The organism is Streptomyces griseobrunneus (assembly GCF_046713465.1).
Taxonomy (GTDB): domain Bacteria; phylum Actinomycetota; class Actinomycetes; order Streptomycetales; family Streptomycetaceae; genus Streptomyces; species Streptomyces microflavus.
On record NZ_CP177080.1, the window covers coordinates 4,355,697 to 4,372,908 of the forward strand.

The 17,212-nt window shown below is 71.8% G+C and carries 17 protein-coding genes; 13 read left to right on the forward strand and 4 right to left on the reverse strand.

Going from position 1 to position 17,212, the window contains the following annotated elements; genetic code table 11:
• Window positions 1–2: 2 nt before the first annotated feature.
• Together ACK8N7_RS19880 and ACK8N7_RS19885 are read right to left on the reverse strand one after the other, a co-directional pair.
• Complete coding sequence (locus tag ACK8N7_RS19880) at window positions 3–512, reverse strand: MarR family winged helix-turn-helix transcriptional regulator (RefSeq protein ID WP_403214498.1); 510 nt, start codon at window positions 510–512, stop codon at window positions 3–5.
• Window positions 509–1,120 (reverse strand): DJ-1/PfpI family protein, encoded by a 612-nt coding sequence (locus ACK8N7_RS19885; protein WP_403214500.1) that lies wholly within the window; start codon window positions 1,118–1,120, stop codon window positions 509–511. The genes ACK8N7_RS19880 and ACK8N7_RS19885 overlap by 4 nt, the downstream gene beginning before the upstream one ends.
• A 158-nt stretch (window positions 1,121–1,278) precedes the next feature.
• Here ACK8N7_RS19885 and ACK8N7_RS19890 point away from each other — a divergent pair, with 158 nt between their 5' ends.
• The 3 genes from ACK8N7_RS19890 (at window position 1,279) to ACK8N7_RS19900 (ending at window position 4,263) form a co-directional block, all read left to right on the forward strand.
• A complete protein-coding gene (locus ACK8N7_RS19890) occupies window positions 1,279–2,652 on the forward strand; it encodes an aspartate aminotransferase family protein (protein WP_403214502.1) in 1,374 nt (457 codons plus the stop codon).
• 157 nt (window positions 2,653–2,809) lie between these two features.
• Window positions 2,810–3,502: a GntR family transcriptional regulator gene (locus ACK8N7_RS19895; RefSeq protein ID WP_500443501.1), complete on the forward strand. Its 693-nt coding sequence runs from the start codon at window positions 2,810–2,812 to the stop codon at window positions 3,500–3,502.
• 110 nt (window positions 3,503–3,612) lie between these two features.
• Complete coding sequence (locus ACK8N7_RS19900) at window positions 3,613–4,263, forward strand: putative DNA-mimic protein (protein ID WP_355083479.1); 651 nt, start codon at window positions 3,613–3,615, stop codon at window positions 4,261–4,263.
• Window positions 4,264–4,367: 104 nt separating this feature from the next.
• Here the strand turns inward: ACK8N7_RS19900 and ACK8N7_RS19905 are convergent, their stop codons facing one another.
• Complete coding sequence (locus ACK8N7_RS19905; protein WP_403214507.1) at window positions 4,368–5,264, reverse strand: SLATT domain-containing protein; 897 nt, start codon at window positions 5,262–5,264, stop codon at window positions 4,368–4,370.
• Window positions 5,265–5,572: 308 nt separating this feature from the next.
• Between ACK8N7_RS19905 and ACK8N7_RS19910 the strand changes: the two genes are divergently transcribed.
• From ACK8N7_RS19910 to ACK8N7_RS19920, 3 genes are all read left to right on the forward strand, one after another.
• Entirely contained in the window at window positions 5,573–5,917 is a 345-nt protein-coding gene (locus tag ACK8N7_RS19910) for a YbaB/EbfC family nucleoid-associated protein (protein WP_015609517.1), read from the forward strand.
• 105 nt (window positions 5,918–6,022) lie between these two features.
• Window positions 6,023–6,622, forward strand: a complete 600-nt coding sequence (gene recR / locus ACK8N7_RS19915; RefSeq protein WP_500443503.1) for a recombination mediator RecR — start codon at window positions 6,023–6,025, stop codon at window positions 6,620–6,622.
• A gap of 92 nt (window positions 6,623–6,714) precedes the next feature.
• Complete coding sequence (locus ACK8N7_RS19920) at window positions 6,715–7,374, forward strand: DUF5063 domain-containing protein (protein WP_015609515.1); 660 nt, start codon at window positions 6,715–6,717, stop codon at window positions 7,372–7,374.
• An 81-nt stretch (window positions 7,375–7,455) separates the two neighbouring features.
• On the opposite strand, the gene ACK8N7_RS19925 is transcribed toward ACK8N7_RS19920, so the two are convergent.
• Window positions 7,456–8,298: an SDR family oxidoreductase gene (locus ACK8N7_RS19925; RefSeq protein ID WP_500443506.1), complete on the reverse strand. Its 843-nt coding sequence runs from the start codon at window positions 8,296–8,298 to the stop codon at window positions 7,456–7,458.
• 207 nt (window positions 8,299–8,505) lie between these two features.
• On the opposite strand from ACK8N7_RS19925, the gene ACK8N7_RS19930 reads away from it, so the two are divergent.
• From ACK8N7_RS19930 to ACK8N7_RS19960, 7 genes are all read left to right on the forward strand, one after another.
• Window positions 8,506–9,024: an SgcJ/EcaC family oxidoreductase gene (locus tag ACK8N7_RS19930; RefSeq protein ID WP_403214513.1), complete on the forward strand. Its 519-nt coding sequence runs from the start codon at window positions 8,506–8,508 to the stop codon at window positions 9,022–9,024.
• Window positions 9,025–9,144: 120 nt separating this feature from the next.
• Window positions 9,145–11,289, forward strand: a complete 2,145-nt coding sequence (locus ACK8N7_RS19935; RefSeq protein ID WP_403214515.1) for a LamG domain-containing protein — start codon at window positions 9,145–9,147, stop codon at window positions 11,287–11,289.
• 58 nt (window positions 11,290–11,347) lie between these two features.
• Window positions 11,348–12,094, forward strand: a complete 747-nt coding sequence (locus tag ACK8N7_RS19940) for a DUF1838 family protein (RefSeq protein WP_500443509.1) — start codon at window positions 11,348–11,350, stop codon at window positions 12,092–12,094.
• A 241-nt stretch (window positions 12,095–12,335) separates the two neighbouring features.
• Window positions 12,336–13,607 (forward strand): aspartate kinase, encoded by a 1,272-nt coding sequence (locus tag ACK8N7_RS19945; protein ID WP_015609511.1) that lies wholly within the window; start codon window positions 12,336–12,338, stop codon window positions 13,605–13,607.
• Window positions 13,604–14,677 (forward strand): aspartate-semialdehyde dehydrogenase, encoded by a 1,074-nt coding sequence (locus ACK8N7_RS19950; protein WP_500443511.1) that lies wholly within the window; start codon window positions 13,604–13,606, stop codon window positions 14,675–14,677. Before ACK8N7_RS19945 ends, ACK8N7_RS19950 begins: the two co-directional genes overlap by 4 nt.
• A 363-nt stretch (window positions 14,678–15,040) precedes the next feature.
• Window positions 15,041–15,703: a SigE family RNA polymerase sigma factor gene (locus tag ACK8N7_RS19955; RefSeq protein ID WP_355083471.1), complete on the forward strand. Its 663-nt coding sequence runs from the start codon at window positions 15,041–15,043 to the stop codon at window positions 15,701–15,703.
• Complete coding sequence (locus ACK8N7_RS19960; RefSeq protein WP_500443514.1) at window positions 15,700–17,142, forward strand: hypothetical protein; 1,443 nt, start codon at window positions 15,700–15,702, stop codon at window positions 17,140–17,142. Before ACK8N7_RS19955 ends, ACK8N7_RS19960 begins: the two co-directional genes overlap by 4 nt.
• The last annotated feature ends 70 nt before the right edge of the window (window positions 17,143–17,212 follow it).

Sequence of the window (17,212 nt, forward strand, 5' to 3'; positions counted from 1 at the left end):
CCTCAGACGCCGGGCGGGCTGGAATGGCCGGGGGCCACGCCGGGTTGGGCTGGCCCGGAGGTCACCCTCTCCACCGCCCCCGACAACCGCTCCAGCACCCGCACCACCTCCGCGAACCCCTCCACCCCCAGCTCCCCCGCCAGCCGCGCGGCGAACTCCGCGTGGGGCGGGTCGATCCGGGACACCGCCTCCCGCCCCGCCCCCGTCACCCGCAACAGCTTCGCCCGGCGGTGGGCCGGGTTCTCCACGTACTCCGCGAGCCCCCGCCCCACCAGCAGGTCCGCGATCCGCTGCACGCTCTGCCGGGTGATCCCCATCGCCCGTGCGATCCCCGCCACCGGCAACGGCTCGGGCAGCACCGCCCCCAGCACCTGCCACCAGGCCGCCGTCAGCCCACCCGGCTCGGCCAACTCGTCGGCCACCGAAAGGAACTGCCCGTTCAGCCGGAACACCGTGAGCGCGGTCCGGCTCAGCAACTCCTGCTCCGAGGGGCGCCCCACCTCCCCGGTCACGGCGCCTCGTCCCCCTCCAGCACCTCGTACGCACTCGCGTCCGAGTCATGGAACAGCCGGTACCACGCATCCAGCTTCTTCGGCCCGTACACCCCCAGCACCCCGAACACCTCCCGCGCCAACGCCACCGGCTCCGTCGGCCCGGCCGTGATCAGCCCGCCGTCCGTCACCGCGTCGGCGTCCACGTACCGCGCGCCACCCCCGTACCCCGTCGCCGCCAGGTAGAAGGAGACCGCGCTCGTGTGCGCCCGGTCGTCGAGGAGCCCCTCACGGGCCAGCCCCGCCGTCGCCCCGCAGATCGCCGCGACCGGCACCTCCGCGTCCAGGAAGGCGCGCGCGGCACGGGCGAACGGCGCCAGGTCGTCGCCCGCGTCCCAGAGCCCGGCCCCGGGGAGGACCAGCAGCGCGCTCTCCTCGGCCCGCAGCTCGGCCAGCGCCAGATCGGGCTGGACGCGCATCCCGCCCATGGTGGTGACCGGCTCCCGCCCGGGCCCCACGGTCCGCACGGTGTAGCCGTTCTGGGCGAGGAAGGCGGTGGTGTACCCGGTCTCCCAGTCGGCGAGGGTGTCGTACACGGCGAGATGAACCACAGCTCCGGTGCTGGTCATGGCGACCTCCTGTGAGTAGATGACAGAATTCTGTCATGACGACAGCGTGCTGTCAATCACTCGACCCCGCCCGGACCCGACACCTTGCCGACCCCCGCGCTCGACGCCGTACAACATGGCCATGGAGGCGGCCCGCCACCAGCACCTACGCTCCCCGCATGACCCCTCATGCCCCTCATGCCCCTTACGCCGACCCCGCGGCCGGTGCGGCCGTGAAGGCCGCGGACCGCGCGCACGTGTTCCACTCCTGGTCCGCCCAGGGCCTCATCGACCCGCTCGCCGTCGCCGGCGCCGAGGGGTCCTACTTCTGGGACTACGACGGCAACCGCTACCTCGACTTCACCAGCGGACTCGTCTACACGAACATCGGCTACCAGCACCCCACCGTGATCGCCGCGATCCAGGAGCAGGCGGGCAAACTCGCCACCTTCGCCCCCGCGTTCGCCATCGAGGCACGCTCCGAGGCCGCACGTCTCATCGCCGAGCGCACCCCGGGCGACCTGGACAAGGTCTTCTTCACCAACGGCGGGGCCGAGGCCGTCGAGAACGCCGTCCGCATGGCCCGGCTGCACACCGGCCGTACGAAGGTGCTCTCCGCCTACCGCTCGTACCACGGCGCCACCTCCACCGCGATCAACCTCACCGGCGACCCCCGCCGCTGGCCCTCCGACAACGGCTCGGCCGGAGTGGTCCGCTTCTGGGCGCCGTTCCTCTACCGCTCGCCGTTCTACGCCGAGACCGAGGCCGAGGAGTGCGCCCGCGCGCTCCAGCACCTGGAGGACACCCTCGCCTTCGAGGGCCCGTCCACCATCGCCGCGATCATCCTGGAGACCATCCCGGGCACGGCGGGCATCATGACCCCGCCGCCGGGCTATCTGGCGGGCGTCCGCGAGATCTGCGACCGGTACGGGATCGTCTTCGTGCTCGACGAGGTGATGGCCGGCTTCGGCCGCACCGGAGCCTGGTTCGCCGCCGACCACTTCGACGTCGTGCCGGACCTGCTGACCTTCGCGAAGGGCGTCAACTCCGGTTACGTACCGCTCGGCGGCGTCGCCATCAGCGCCGAGATCGCCGCGACCTTCGAGACCCGCCCCTACCCCGGCGGCCTCACCTACTCCGGCCACCCGCTGGCCTGCGCGGCCGCCGTCGCCACCATCGGCGTGATGGAGGACGAGAAGGTCGTCGAGAACGCGGCCCGGATCGGTGAGACCGTCCTCGGCCCCGGCCTGCGCGAACTCGCCGAACGCCACCCCTCGGTCGGCGAGGTGCGCGGCCTCGGTGCCTTCTGGGCGCTGGACCTGGTCCGCAACCAAGAGACCCGCGAGCCGCTCGTCCCGTACAACGCCTCGGGCGAGGCGAACGCCCCGATGGCGGCCTTCGGGGCGGCGGCGAAGAAGCAGGGCCTGTGGCCGTTCATCAACATGAACCGCACCCACGCCGTCCCCGCGTGCAACGTCACCGAGGCCGAGGCCGAGGAGGGTCTCGCGGCGCTGGACATCGCGCTCGCGGTGGCCGACGAGCACACGGTGTAAGCGTCCGACCACCCTCATGTACATCCCACCGCCCCCGCCGTGCCCGAAATCGGGCACGGCGGGGCGCTGGCTTAAGGTGACCCGAGCCGAAAGACGGCTGAAGCCGGACCACGGCTGAATACGGCTGGACACGGCTGACGAACGGGAAGGGTCGCCCATGGGTCCGAGCGGAGGTGTGACCCGCAGTACGCTGCGCCAGCAGATCGCCGACGCGCTGCGCGACGAAGTGCTGGCCGGGCGGCTTCGACCGGGCCGGGAGTTCACCGTCAAGCAGATCGCGGAACAGTACGGGGTCTCCGCGACGCCCGTCCGCGAGGCGCTCTTCGACCTCTCCGCCCAGGGGCTGCTCGCCTCGGACCAGCACCGCGGCTTCCAGGTCCGCGAGTTCACGATCCGGGACTACCGGGCGATGGTCGAGGCCCGCTCCCTCGTCGTCGAGGGCATCTTCCGCAGCCCCGCCGACCAGGTCGCCGTCCGGGCCGAGGCGCTCGCCCCGATCCGGCGCCGGGCCGCGGAGGCGGTCCGGGCGGCGAAGGGCGGCGATCTCGACGTACTGATCGGGTACGACCTCCGCTTCTGGCGGGAGCTCGGGGCCTTCGTCCTCAACCCGTACATCACCGCTTTCCTCGCCAAACTCCGCGTCCAGGCCTGGGTCTTCGCCGTGCACCGGCTGCGCGGCGAGCACCCGGACGAGCGGGTGCTGTGGTTCGGGCACGAGGAGCTGGTGGAAGCCATCGCGGGCGGCGACCGCGACGAGGTGCTCGCGGTGATGCAGACGTACTACGCGCACGCGCTGGCCTGGGCGGACCATCTGGAGTCCCAGGAGGCCCGGCAGTCCCAGGAGTCGTAGGGGCCCAGGTCTGCTGGAGGATGCCGGGGCGTGCCGGGGCACTGTGCGTGGGGTTCACCTCGCATTACGCTGTTCCGACGATCGCCCAACCCGTTGGAGAGCGAGACTTCGTGGCCTGTGACCTGTGGCTGGTCCCCCTCGTCGATGTGCTGTGCCACAGCCCCGACAACCCGTTCGCCGAAGAGATCGCCGTCTACGACCGAGCGCTGAACGACGCGGGGCTGCCGCCCGTCCCCGTCTTCGCCTACATGCCGGGCCTCAACGGAGACGTGGCCCCGGTGGCGGGCTTCGACTACGACGCCCTGCACTTCCTGCGCCGCGCCTACCTGCTCCAGCTGAGCGGCCTGGCCGTCACCCCGGTCGAGGGCCTCGGCGGTGACTACGAGCAGCTGCTGGAGATGTTCGAGCAGACCGCGCAGCAGTCGCACCTGGTCTGGCACTACGACCACGCCGGGGCGTACGTCCCGGTCGACTTCCCGCACCCGCTGTCCAACGACGCGCTGCTGGAGGGCGGCGGCCCGCTGGGCTCCGCGCACGGCCTGCTCCGGGAGCTGGAGTACGTGGCCCCGTCGATCGGCATCGACCCGGCCAACCCCCCGGCCGCCCCTCAGCCGCCCCCGGGCCCCACGGCCCTGGAGGAACCGGCGACCCAGGTCCCGTACGACGACAGCCCGTTCGCCAGGGAACGCCACGTCTGGCTGGGTCTCCACGCAGCGGCAACCCGCTCCCTGGCCCAAGGCTCAATGATCATCTTCAGTTGACAATTCCAGCCCGTCCGGCGTTTGAGGACGGAACCCTCGAAAGGTGGCTCCCGAGCCCGCCGGGCAATCCCAGCCCGTCCGGCGCCTGAGGCCCCCCGGGCCACCTACCGCGGCGCCTCCGGAGGCCGCTGCCGAGGCATGTTCGGCCGAGCCGCGACGGACGGCATGGAGAACCGCCCCGGCAGCACCCCCGGCTCCACCCGCCCCCCCGCACTCCCCGACACCAACGCCTGCGTCCCCATGGGCGCGGGCCCCGCCCGGAACTCCACCATCCAGTCCGCCGTCTCCGACCGCACCAGCTCCGTGACGTCCTCGGAGAACCGCCGCAACACCCCCAGGCACCGCTCGGCCGCCTCGCTGGCGGTCCCCTCGGTCGGCCCGAGCATCTCCCGTACGCACTCCGACGCCCAGTCGAACTGGAGCACCTGAAGCCGCCGCTGCACTGCCTGCGCGGTGGCGAGATTCCTTATCCAGCCGGAGGTGAGGCCGAAGTACCGGTCGCAGGCCATGCAGGCGGCACCCAGCAGCAGCGACAGATACCCCCACCCCGCCGACCCGCTCAACGCGCCGGTCAGGTCGAGCAGTGGCAGCGCGGCCCCCGCGACCACCCCGACGGCGGTGCCCAGCCGCAGGGCCCTGGCCCCCCGGCGCTTCCACACGCGGTCCTTGAGATACCAGTCCGCGGTGGCGAGGGCGCCGGTCTCGGCCCAGCGGTAGAGCTCGTCGAGCCGTTCGGCGGGCTCGCCCCAGTCGCCGAGCGGGAAGGGCCGCCCGGTCAGATCGCGCCCGCCGGCTCCGGATCCGCCGTCCCAGGCGCCCCCGGTACGGGCGCCGCCACCGCTCCCGGCTCCACGGCCCCCGCCGCTCCCCCCGGCTCCGCCGCTCCCCCCGGCTCCACCGGCCCGGGAGCCAGAAGCGGAACACTCCACTCCGCTCTCACCGGAACCCGCGTCGGACTCCTTGCGGGGCGGCCCCTCGGGCTGCATCTCCGGCTGACTCACCGGGGCACTCCTCTGCACTCTGACGGACGGGACGAACGCTCGGGGCTTCCTCGCGGTAACTCTGCGTCACCAGGCATGCGCGCATGCGTATCGATGTGCACGCCCTTCCTACCGCCGAATGGTGGGCCGCGGAGTCGGAATCGCAGGATTCCCGCCTGCGCAGGGCCGCTGGTCAGGTATAGGAGTCCTCGCGGCGGTTTCCGAATCTCACCCGAAAGAGTTGGTCCCCGGCGGGTGGAGCGCGGTGACCGAGGAGCACGTAGGCTCGGCTTACCGAAACATTTGTCGTCGAAATGCCAGGAGTGACCGTGATTCCCGGTGGTGGCCAGCCCGATATGCAGCAGTTGCTCCAGCAGGCCCAGAAGATGCAGCAGGACCTCGCCACGGCCCAGGAGGAGCTCGCGAGGGCCGAGGTCGACGGACAGGCGGGCGGTGGCCTCGTGAAGGCCACGGTGACCGGCTCCGGCGAGCTGCGGGCCCTGGTGATCGACCCGAAGGCCGTGGACCCGGAGGACACCGAGACGCTCGCCGACCTCGTGGTTGCGGCCGTCCAGGCGGCCAACGAGAACGCGCAGGCGCTCCAGCAGGAGAAGCTCGGCCCGCTGGCCCAGGGCCTGGGCGGCGGCGGCTCCATCCCGGGCCTGCCGTTCTGATCCGGGCCATGACCGGACCGGCTCCCCGGAGCTGACGCCGGGGGCCTACTGGTACCGACCCGTACCCACTACGGTACGGAGCAGGAAGCAAAGAAAGGCGTTCCGTTGTACGAAGGCGTTGTTCAGGACCTCATCGACGAACTGGGCAGGCTGCCCGGCGTCGGTCCCAAGAGCGCGCAGCGGATCGCCTTCCACGTCCTGCAGGCCGAACCCGCCGACGTACGCCGCCTCGCCCATGCCCTCCTGGAGGTCAAGGACAAGGTCCGGTTCTGCGTCGTGTGCGGCAATGTCGCCCAGCAGGAGCAGTGCGGGATCTGCCGCGATCCGCGCCGCGACCGGAGCGTCATCTGCGCGGTCGAGGAGCCCAAGGACGTCGTGGCGATCGAGCGGACGCGCGAGTTCCGGGGCCGTTACCACGTCCTGGGCGGGGCGATCAGCCCCATCGAGGGCGTCGGCCCGGACGACCTGCGCATCCGTGAGCTGCTCGCCCGGCTCGCGGACGGCTCCATCACGGAGCTGATCCTGGCGACCGACCCCAACCTGGAGGGCGAGGCCACCGCGACGTACCTGGCGCGGATGGTCAAGCCGATGGGCCTCAGGGTGACCCGGCTGGCCAGTGGCCTGCCGGTCGGCGGCGACCTGGAGTACGCCGACGAGGTCACGCTGGGCCGCGCGTTCGAGGGAAGGCGGCTGCTGGATGTCTGACACCGCAGCGGTACGCCTCCGGATCCGGCGTCACCTCCACGTACTGCCGTCCTCTTCACCGTCTGTGACCACGCCCACGGGAGGTCCCCTCGATGTCTGACGCCACGTTGAACACTGTCACGCAGGACCCGGGCGACTTCGCCGTCCAGATCGCGGACCAGATCAAGACGTTCATCGTCGCGGTCACCGAGGTGTCCAAGGTCGATGAGCCGGAAGAGGCCGTTCCGGTCCTGCTCCTCCAGGTCTCACAGCTCCTGCTCGCGGGCGGCCGCCTCGGCGCGTACGAGGACGTCCTCCCCGACGAGCGGTACGAGCCGGACCTCGGCCCCGAGCCGGACGCGGACGGCCTGCGCGAGCGGTTCGCGGCCCTGCTGGAGCCGATCGACGTCTACTCCGAGGTCTTCGACCCGTACGAGCCCCGCAAGGCCCCGGTCCCGCACCGCATCTCCGACGACCTCGCCGACCTGGTCACCGACCTCGGCCACGGCCTCGCCCACTACGAGGCGGAGCGCACGGCCGAGGCGCTGTGGTGGTGGCAGTTCTCGTACTTCTCCAACTGGGGCTCCACCGCCTCCGCCACCCTGCGCGCCCTCCAGTCCCTGGTCGCCCACATCCGCCTCGGCCAGCCCCTGGAGGAGCTGGACGGCCTGGACACCGACCAGGACCCGGGCGAGGACGACCTGGCCGAGGAGGCGGGCCGCGTCATGCTCCAGGAGATCGCGGGACCGCTGGGACTGCGGCCGGTGAAGTAGCCGCCCGGCCGCCTCCCCCCTCATCGGAGGGAGGCGGCGTCCATGGGAAGGCGGCGGCGCCCACCGGAAGGCGACGGCGTTTCACCGGAAGGCGGCGGCGTTCCCCTCGGCCCAGTGGCGGTACGGGCGGGCGGGCGAGCCGGTGACCCGGGACACGGTGTCGTGCACGGCCAGCAGCTCGTCGTTGACATCGCCGCCCATCAGGTCGAGGACGCTGTTGGCGACCTCGGCCCCCATCATCGCGGCCAGCGGCCCGAACGCGGCCTCCCGCCCGATCCCGACGCAGGCCACCTCGCGGCCCAGCACCCGCCCCAGCTCCCCGGCCTGCTGCCGCGGGGTGATCCGCTCCGGCCCCGTGAGCGGGTACGTCCGCCCACGGTGGTCCGGCCCGGTCAGCGCGGCGCGGGCCACCGATGCGATGTCGGCCGGGTGGACCGAGGGCAGCCCGGTGTCCGCGTACGGCACGCGCACCACGGACTCCTCGCGTACGGAATCCGCCCACCAGAGGGTGTTGGAGGCGAACTGCGTCGGCCGCAGGACCGTCCACTCCATCCCGCTCTCCCGCAGCCGGCTCTCGACGGCGAGATTCGCCTGCGCCGGGCCCAGGTGCGGATGGGTCACGACGGTGATGGAGGAGACCAGCACCACGTGCTCCACCCCCGCGCCCCGGGCGGCTTCCAGAACCCCCGCGTCGGCACCGGCCCCCGCGGTCAGGAACAGCGAACGCACCCCGTCCAGCGCCGGCTTCAGCGTCTCGACGCGTCCCAGATCGCCTTCCACCACCGAGACCCCTTCGGGCACCACGGGCCCGGCCCGCCCCGCGTCACGGGTCAGCGCCCGGACGCCGGGGGCGCGCCCGTCCGCGTGCAGCTGGCGCAGCAGCTCCCTGCCGATGTTTCCGGTCGCACCGGTCACCAGGATCATCGTCGCGCGCTCCTCTTCGTCTCGGCCTCTTCGTCATCGGCCTGTTCGTCATCCGCCTGCTCGTCTGCGATGACGCTAGGACCTCAACCGGCCTTGAGATCAAGCCGGTCGGGCGGTCGGCGAGGACCCCTTGACCTCAACCGCGCTTGAGGGCGGAGGCTCGGCCCGTCCGGACCGACCGGCATCGCTCGGCACAAGGAGACCCGCATGAGCACCAGCAGCGCAGCGACCCCCACCGTCCTCGGCGTGCCCGCCCCGCAGGAGGACGTCGACGCGATCGTCGCGTTCGTGGCAGGGGTCCAGGAGGCCCAGCAGAACGCGCAGCCCGACGCGTTCCTCAGCGGCTTCCGCGAGGACGCCATCTGGACCACGGCCCACGGGAAGAGACTGACCGGCCTGCCGGAGATCAGCGCCTTCACCCGCAAGGTGCTCCCTCCCCAGGCGGGCTCCCCGGTGACCGCCACGTACACCGTCGCGCTCATCCTCTTCATCCGCCCCGACGTGGCCGCGGTCAAGGTCCGCCAGCGGCCGGCCACCCGCGAGGGAGGGGAGTTCCTGGACGAGATGTTCCGCGGCGTGGAGGACCCTTCCGAACTCATCGCCGCCCACCCCGAGTCGGTCCCCGGCACCCCGACCTACGTGCTGGCCAAGGACGACGGGGTCTGGCGGATCGCGGCCGCGCAGAACACCTCGGTCATCGACGCGGAGACACTGGCCGCAGGTTAGGGGGTGTCCGGCGGATCACCCCGTGGACCTCTCGGTTATTCGCGGGCGGTGTGTCGGACCCGATTGCTAGCCTGCTCCAGCCCTTGATCGTCGAGGGGCCGGCCGGGGAGGGGTACGCACATGACGGGACGTACGAGACATGGGAGAGCGAGACGGGCTGCCGCGGCGGCGGTGATCGCCGCCGGGACGGTACTGGCGGCGCCGGGCACCGTACTGGCGGCGTCCGGCGGGCTCCCGCCGAAGCAGCCGCTGGTCTCCGACCTGGGAGCGGACGGCGCGCCGTGCGTCTCCGGTGAGGAGCGGCCCTACGTACGGTCGGTCCCGCAGGTGACGGCACGGCTGTACGGGCCCGGCGGCGGGCAGCCGGGTGAAGTGAGCCGGGTCCGGGGTGAGTTCGAGGCGTGGTGGCAGGCGGAGGGCGGCGCCGAGGAGCGCGTGACCGGGACCACCACCATGATGTCCGACACCGCTCCCTTCACCTGGCAGCTGCCGGACACGATCCCCGCCGACACCGTTGTGTCCTGGCGGGTGCGGGCCGTCAACGACGCCGGGGCGTCGGCCTGGAGCAGCGAAGGGGCGGGAGCGCCCTGCCAGTTCGTGTACGACCGCACCGCGCCCGACGCTCCGGTCGTCAGCTCCTCCGACTATCCGGACGACGACTCCTGGTCGCCCGGCGTCGGCGTCCGGGGGACCTTCCGCTTCTCGGCTCAGGCCGACGACATCGTCGCCTACAGCTATTCCTTCCTCGGCGGAGCCTCGAAGACCGTCGCGGCCGGCGCCGACGGGTCGGCCGAGATCCGTTTCGTACCGGAGAAGTCCGGGGTGCAGATCCTCTCCGTGCAGGCACAGGACCGTGCGGGCAACCGCGGCCCGCGCACCGACTACACCTTCCGGGTCGGTTCGGGCCCCGCCCCCGTGGCGCAGTGGAGGCTCACCGACGCGGCGGGCTCCCGCTCGGCCGCCGCGGAGACCGGTGGCGCTGCCCGTGCCGGTGCGGGGGTCACCTTCGGCGCACCCGCGCCCTCCGGTACCCCGCTCACCTCCACCGCCTCGCTCGACGGATCGGGGCACGGCTTCCTGACCCCGGGTTCCCCGGTCGTCACCGACACCGCGGAGACCTTCGCGGTCGGCGGCTGGGTGCGGCCGGGACGCGTGGACGGCACCCGTACGGTCCTCTCGCAGGACGCCGGCACGGCACGCGCGTTCACCCTGGGACTGACGCAGGCCGGGGCCGCCCCCGTCTGGTCCTTCTCCGTCGGCGGGGCGCGGGTCACCGGCGGAGTGCCCGAGACCGGCGCGTGGGCGTATGTGCTGGGCCAGTACGACGCCGGGACCGGTACGGCACGGCTGTACGTGAACGGCCGCGCGGTCGGCGAGGAGACGGCCGTCACCGCCGTGGCGGGCGAGGGCGCCTTCCAGATCGGCCGGGCGCGCGGCGCGCAGGGGTACCGGGACCGCTGGCAGGGCGAGATCGGTGACGTACGGGCGTACGACCGGATCGTCGTGGCCTCCGAGGTGAAGGAGCTCGCCACCCGTGCCGCGCGGCGGCTCGGCCACTGGGCGCTCGACACCGCGCCGGACGGCCTCGCACCGGAGGAGGGCGGCGGCGCACCGCTGAAGCTGGGCACCGGCGCCTCGCTCTACCGCCTCGACGACCCGTGCGACCCGCTGGACCTGGAGTGCGGCCAGGACTTGCCGCTGGAGATGGACGGCGACGGCCACCTCCGCTTCGACGGCGCCTCGGGCCACGCCGCCACGGACGCCCCCGTGGTCGACACCTCGGGGAGCTTCACCGTCAGCGTCCGGGTCCGGCTCACCGACGACGTGCCGGCGACGCCGATGACCGCGATTTCCCAGGGCGGCGAGCACGGCGACGCCTTCAAGGTGCGCTACGACCCGGAGAACTCCAGCTGGGACCTGGTGATGGCGCACGCCGACGAGCCGGGCGCGCCGGAGACCGTGCTCAGCCGTATCGAATGGCCGGACGGCAACACGGGGCCCGGCCACCGGCTGACCGTCGTCCATGACGCCTCCGCCAATCAGGTGTCCTTCTATCTGGACGGGGTGAAGTACGACGAAGGCGGTACGGCCGGCTTCGACGCCGCCTGGAAGAGCACGGGCGGGCTCCAGCTCGGCCGGGGCCGCACCGCCGACAGGTGGGGCGAGTATCTGCACGGCGCCGTGGACAGCGTGTTCGCCTACGAGGGCGTGCTGCCCGAGGAGGACATCCGGCAGCTGCCGTGGCTGCCTGCCGCCGGCCGCTGACGCAGGCCACCGCCGCCCCGAGCCTCGTGCCGGGGCGGCGGTGGCGCACAGTGTCCGTATGACGACACCCGCCGAGCCGTTCCGCTCCTTCGCCCGCACCCGCGCCTCGCTGGACGGCGAGGAGGTCACGTACTGGTGGTCGGGGGACGTGTACTCCTGGGCCCCCGACGAGCCCTACCAGCGCCTCTTCGGCTTCGAGGGGCTCAACGTCTCCCGCCTCGTCCAGGACGCCGAAGCCGGTCCGGACGCCTACCAGCTGCTCACCCGGGAAGCCGCCTTCTACCTGGACCCCACCACCCGCGAGATCCTGGAGACCTGGCAGGACCAGCCGGTGGTGCACGTCTGGAACGACCCGGCCAACCAGAAGTGGCGCCCCTTCCCCATCCCCACGACCGAGCTCGGCGGACAGGTCTGCTTCAGCCTGGAGATCCCGCTCGCCTACCCCTCGCCGCTGCCGGTGGCCCAGTACCCCGCCCACTCGGCCGGTGACACCTACAAGGCGCTGGAGCTCTTCCAGTTCTTCGCCGACCGCGCCGACCTGGACGGTTCCGCGCCCGGTGTCCCGGCCACCATGTCGTGGTCCCGGATGTCGCCGTGGCTGCCGTGGATGGCCCAGGGGCAGCGGCCCGGCGGGCTGACCTTCCACTGCCGGGGCCGCAAGCTCGGTTCGTACGAGGAGGTCCCCGGGCGCACCCGCGCGTACATCGCGGACCACCATCCCGAGTTCGCCCACGCCCCGGAGGAGTGGAGCGCGCCGAACGAGACGAGCTGGACGTACTTCCGGAAGCTCCACCCGGTGCGGTGAGCAGCTGGGTACGTAACCCGACCGGCACCGTCGGCTCGCACATTTTGCCCCGAAGGTGTGGGCTGGGACACAAAGGGGAGTGCGCTCCTCCTGGATGGGCAGCAGCCTCGTACGAGCAGTTCGGGACGACACGCCGTACCGGGTCGTGGGCGGGACATCTCACCATCTGGTAAGGACGGGTCGATTCCGGGCTGCTCGTTAAACTGAGCCGACCGCAGTAATGACTGAGCGAGGAGCGCACGTGGGCCTTGTCGTGCAGAAGTACGGAGGCTCCTCCGTAGCCGATGCCGAGGGCATCAAGCGGGTCGCCAAGCGAGTCGTCGACGCCAAGAGGAACGGCAACCAGGTGGTTGTCGTGGTGTCCGCGATGGGCGACACGACGGACGAGTTGATAGACCTCGCCGAGCAGGTTTCACCGATCCCTGCCGGCCGTGAGTTCGACATGCTGCTGACCGCCGGTGAGCGGATCTCCATGGCCCTGCTGGCGATGGCGATCAAAAACCTGGGCCACGAGGCCCAGTCGTTCACGGGCAGCCAGGCCGGTGTCATCACCGACTCGGTCCACAACAAAGCGCGCATCATCGACGTCACGCCCGGCCGCATCCGGACCTCGATCGACGAGGGCAACATCGCCATCGTCGCCGGGTTCCAGGGCGTGAGCCAGGAGGGCAAGAACATCACCACCCTCGGCCGCGGCGGGTCGGACACGACCGCTGTCGCGCTGGCCGCCGCGTTGAACGCCGAGGTCTGTGAGATCTACACCGACGTCGACGGCGTCTTCACCGCGGACCCCCGGGTCGTGAAGAAGGCGAAGAAGATCGAGTGGATCTCCTTCGAGGACATGCTGGAGCTGGCCGCGTCCGGCTCCAAGGTGCTGCTGCACCGCTGTGTCGAGTACGCACGCCGTTACAACATCCCGATCCACGTCCGCTCGTCCTTCTCCGGACTGCGCGGCACCTGGGTCAGCAACGAGCCGCAAGGGGACCAGAAGGTGGAGCACGCGATCATCTCCGGAGTCGCCCACGACGTCTCGGAGGCCAAGGTCACCGTCGTCGGCGTCCCGGACAAGCCGGGCGAGGCGGCCGCGATCTTCCGCGCCATCGCGAACGCCGAGGTCAACATCGACATGGTGGTGCAGAACGTCTCCGCCGCGTCGACCGGGCTGACGGACATCTCCTTCACCCTCCCCAAGTCCGAGGGCCGCAAGGCCATCGACGCCCTGGAGCGGGCCAAGGGCCCCATCGGCTTCGAGTCCCTCCGCTATGACGACCAGATCGCCAAGATCTCCCTGGTCGGCGCCGGTATGAAGACCAACCCGGGCGTCACCGCGGGCTTCTTCGAGGCGCTCTCCGACGCGGGCGTGAACATCGAGCTCATCTCGACATCCGAGATCCGCATCTCAGTGGTCACGCGTGCCGACGACGTCAACGAGGCCGTGCGCGCCGTGCACACCGCCTTCGGTCTCGACAGCGACTCCGACGAGGCAGTCGTCTACGGGGGCACCGGCCGATGACCGTACGCCGCCCTTCGCTCGCGGTCGTCGGTGCGACCGGGGCGATCGGCGGCGTCATGCTCCGGATCCTCTCGCAGCACGCGGACGTCTGGGGCGAGGTCAGACTCGTCGCCTCACCGCGCTCGGCCGGCCGCAAGCTGGCCGTGCGCGGTGAGGAGAGCGAGGTGCTCGCGCTCACCGAGGACGTGTTCGACGGCATCGACGTGGCCCTCTTCCTGGTGCCGGACGAGGTGTCCGCCCGCTGGGCCCCGATCGCCGCATCCAAGGGCGTCGTCGTCATCGACGACTCGGCGGCCTTCCGGCTCGACGACGACGTTCCGCTGGTCGTCCCGGAGATCAACCCCCATGCCGCCCGGCTCAGACCGCGGGGCATCGTCGCGTCCCCGAACTGCACCACGCTGTCGCTGATCGTCGCGGTCGGCGCGCTGCACGCGGAGTTCGGGCTGCGCGAACTGATCGTCTCCTCCTACCAGGCGGTCAGCGGCGCCGGCCGGGACGGCGTCACGGCCCTGCGCGAACAGCTGTCGCTGGTGGCCGGTACGGAGCTGGGCACCCACCCCGGAGACGTACGCCGGGCCCTGGGCGACCACGCCGGTACGGCGAACAGCCCCTTCGCCGCCCCCGTCGCCCTGAACGTCGTGCCGTGGGCCGGTACGGACGCCGGGGACGGCTGGTCGTCCGAGGAGCTCGCCATCCGCGAGGAGTGCCGCAAGGTGCTGGGCCTGCCGGGGCTGAAGACCACCGCGACCTGCGTGTACGTCCCCGTCATCGCGACGCACTCCATGTCCGTCCACGCGCGCTTCGAGAACGAGGTCGCCGTCGACCGGGCCCACGAGATCCTGGCGACCGCCCCCGGCGTCGTGCTCTTCGACAGCCCGGCATCCGGAGATTTCCCGACCCCGTCCGATGTCGTGGGCACCGATCCCACCTGGGTGGGCCGGGTCCGGCGCTCGATGGACGATCCCCGAGCCCTGGAAATGTTCATTTGCGGCGATAATCTCCGTAAAGGTGCGGCTTTGAACGTGGCGCAGATCGCCGAATCCGTGGCCGCCGAAATTACCCGGGCCTGAAACGCACCCCAATCATCCTCCGACCGCCCTCCGATCACCCCCTGGTTGGCGCCGACCGGCCCTGATCGGCCGCGATCGCCTTCGGATTCATCGAACCTGTTTTGTAGGATCTGTGAACGCCCTATGAGTAATTACCTGGTCTGAACCTCTTGAGCTGGGGCGTTGTCATATCCGACGATGATCTCCCGGCCTTCTGCAACCGCACGTCGGCCGGGCAGCGTCTATGCCGTCACTTCTTGCGTGACGGGGACGCATTTACGGGGCATTCGGGGAAGAGCAGGTACGTATGAGGGCATGTCGCACAGCGCCGAACGTGGCGCCGTACGCGTACAACCCTGACGGGGGGCAGCGTGTCCAACAGGCGTGGCAGAGGTTCTCGACATCACAGTGGTGGGCCCGTTGCGAGGCGCGACCGTGCGTCCGCTCCGGCGGCCCCGCGCGCCCGGCGGCATGCCGGTGATCGCGCCCATGCCCGCTGCACGCCCGGCTCAACTGCCCTCGCAGCGCGGGGGTGCTGACGAGACGGTGGCAGCAGGAACCACGGTCGACCATCTCACCGAGACCTACCGCGCCCACTACCGTTCGCTGCTCGGCCTCGCGGCCCTGCTGCTGGACGACACCGCGTCCTGCGAGGACGTGGTGCAGGAGGCGTTCATCCGCGTCCACTCCGCGCGCAACCGCGTGCGGGAGCCGGAGAAGACCCTCGCGTACCTCCGCCAGACCGTCGTCAACCTCTCGCGCTCCGCGCTGCGCCGCCGCATCCTCGGGCTGAAGCTGCTGTCCAAGCCCATGCCGGACATGGCGAGTGCGGAGGAGGGTGCCTACGACCAGCTGGAGCGGGACGCGCTGATCAAGGCCATGAAGGGGCTCCAGCGGCGCCAGCGCGAGGTGCTGGTGCTGCGGTACTTCGCGGACATGACGGAGGCTCAGGTCGCGGAGACGCTGGGAGTCTCGCTGGGGTCCGTCAAGGCGTACGGTTCCCGCGGTATCGCGGCGCTGCGCGTCGTGATGGAGGCCCAGGCATGAGCGGGCACCCGCACCGGCACGAGCACAGGCACGAGAATGACCCGACGGGAAACGGAATTGTGAACCACGGGCCCGAGAAGACCCCGCACACCGACCTGGATCGCCCGGACGGTCCGCACGACGAGGGCGCGCAACGCGAGCCGGACGAGAGCCCGGAACCCGGGCCGTCGCCTGCGCCGCGAGCGGATGACGCCGACGGCGGTGCCGGGACCGGCAGCGGGACCGGTAGTGGGACCGGTAGCGGTGCCGTCGGCGCTGCAGAGGGTGCCGCCGGCACGCTCACCGACCTCTTCGGGGGCGGCCGGGGCGGGCGCGGAACGGGTGCCGGCACCGGCAGTGCCGGCACCGACACCGGTACGGACACGGCCACAGGTCCCGGTACGGGCACAGGTACCGGTACCGGTACCTGTACGGACATGGGCATGGGCATGGGCGCCGACGGCGAGCTGGACGAGGTGGTCCTGCGCCGGATGCTGCACGGCGCCGTGGGCGACCTCGAACCCTCCGACCGAACCCTTGAGCATCTGCAACGCGCGGTTCCCGCCCGGCGCGCCCGCCGACGCCAGGCCGTCGTCGGCGCGGCCGCGGCGGCGCTGCTGATCGGCACCGCGGTCCCCGCCTTCGTGCACGTGGCGAACTCGGACGGCCCGTCCACCGCACTTCCCGCCATCGCCGGACATGGCGAGCAGGCGCAGGGCGGCAACGGGGAGGAGCCCGGCCCCCAGGCGCCGGGCGACCGGACCGCGGAGCCCACCGACCAGGAGAGCCGGGGCGGCACCGGCGAACCGGACCCGTCCGGCAGCCCCTCGTCGGACAACGCCGACGACCCGGAGGGCGGAGCCGCGACGGGCGGGGCCCCCGTGCCCCCGAGCATGGATCTCGCCGCCCTGCCGGTCTGCGACCCGGGCCAGCTCGGCGTCGCCTCCGCGGGAGCGGGCTCTCCGGACGCCGAGGGCAGGGTGTACGGCAGCTTCAAGATCGCGAACGTGTCCGGGGCGGACTGCACGGTCAGCAGCAACGGCACCGTCGGCTTCACGGCCCTCGGCGCCGCGGACCCGCTCAAGATCAACGTGATCCAGCACACGGCCGGCGATGCGGCACCCGGCCTCCCCGACCCCTCGCGGGAGCCGGGCACGGTGCTGCTGAAGCCCTCCATGGCGTACGAGGTGCAGTTCGCCTGGGTGCCGGCCGACACCTGCCCGACCGTGCCGCCCTCACCCACCCCCACTCCGTCGGCGGACGGCACCGGGGGATCGACGGGCGAGGGCTCCGGCCAGTCCGGCCCCGAGGCGCAGTCGCTGCACCAGGACGGCGGCACGGTGGACGGCAGCATCGCCGTGACGCACACACCGGAGACGGGCGCCCCCACAGCCGAGACGAAGATCAACAACGCCTGCTCGGGCACGATCTACCGAACGGGCGTCCTGGCCACCTCGTAACCCCGCAAAGCCCCGGGGCGAGCGAGACCGCGCGCGACAGCCTCTGGAAGGTCCTGGGGCGGGACCGCGA

What these genes read in the sequence shown, in the direction of transcription:
- ACK8N7_RS19885 (WP_403214500.1), bottom strand. Translation starts at nt 1,120, where the DNA reads ATGACCAGCACCGGAGCTGTGGTTCATCTCGCCGTGTACGACACCCTC.
- ACK8N7_RS19890 (WP_403214502.1), top strand. Translation starts at nt 1,279, where the DNA reads ATGACCCCTCATGCCCCTCATGCCCCTTACGCCGACCCCGCGGCCGGT.
- ACK8N7_RS19895 (WP_500443501.1), top strand. Translation starts at nt 2,810, where the DNA reads ATGGGTCCGAGCGGAGGTGTGACCCGCAGTACGCTGCGCCAGCAGATC.
- ACK8N7_RS19920 (WP_015609515.1), top strand. Translation starts at nt 6,715, where the DNA reads ATGTCTGACGCCACGTTGAACACTGTCACGCAGGACCCGGGCGACTTC.
- ACK8N7_RS19925 (WP_500443506.1), bottom strand. Translation starts at nt 8,298, where the DNA reads ATGATCCTGGTGACCGGTGCGACCGGAAACATCGGCAGGGAGCTGCTG.
- ACK8N7_RS19930 (WP_403214513.1), top strand. Translation starts at nt 8,506, where the DNA reads ATGAGCACCAGCAGCGCAGCGACCCCCACCGTCCTCGGCGTGCCCGCC.
- ACK8N7_RS19935 (WP_403214515.1), top strand. Translation starts at nt 9,145, where the DNA reads ATGACGGGACGTACGAGACATGGGAGAGCGAGACGGGCTGCCGCGGCG.
- ACK8N7_RS19940 (WP_500443509.1), top strand. Translation starts at nt 11,348, where the DNA reads ATGACGACACCCGCCGAGCCGTTCCGCTCCTTCGCCCGCACCCGCGCC.
- ACK8N7_RS19950 (WP_500443511.1), top strand. Translation starts at nt 13,604, where the DNA reads ATGACCGTACGCCGCCCTTCGCTCGCGGTCGTCGGTGCGACCGGGGCG.
- ACK8N7_RS19960 (WP_500443514.1), top strand. Translation starts at nt 15,700, where the DNA reads ATGAGCGGGCACCCGCACCGGCACGAGCACAGGCACGAGAATGACCCG.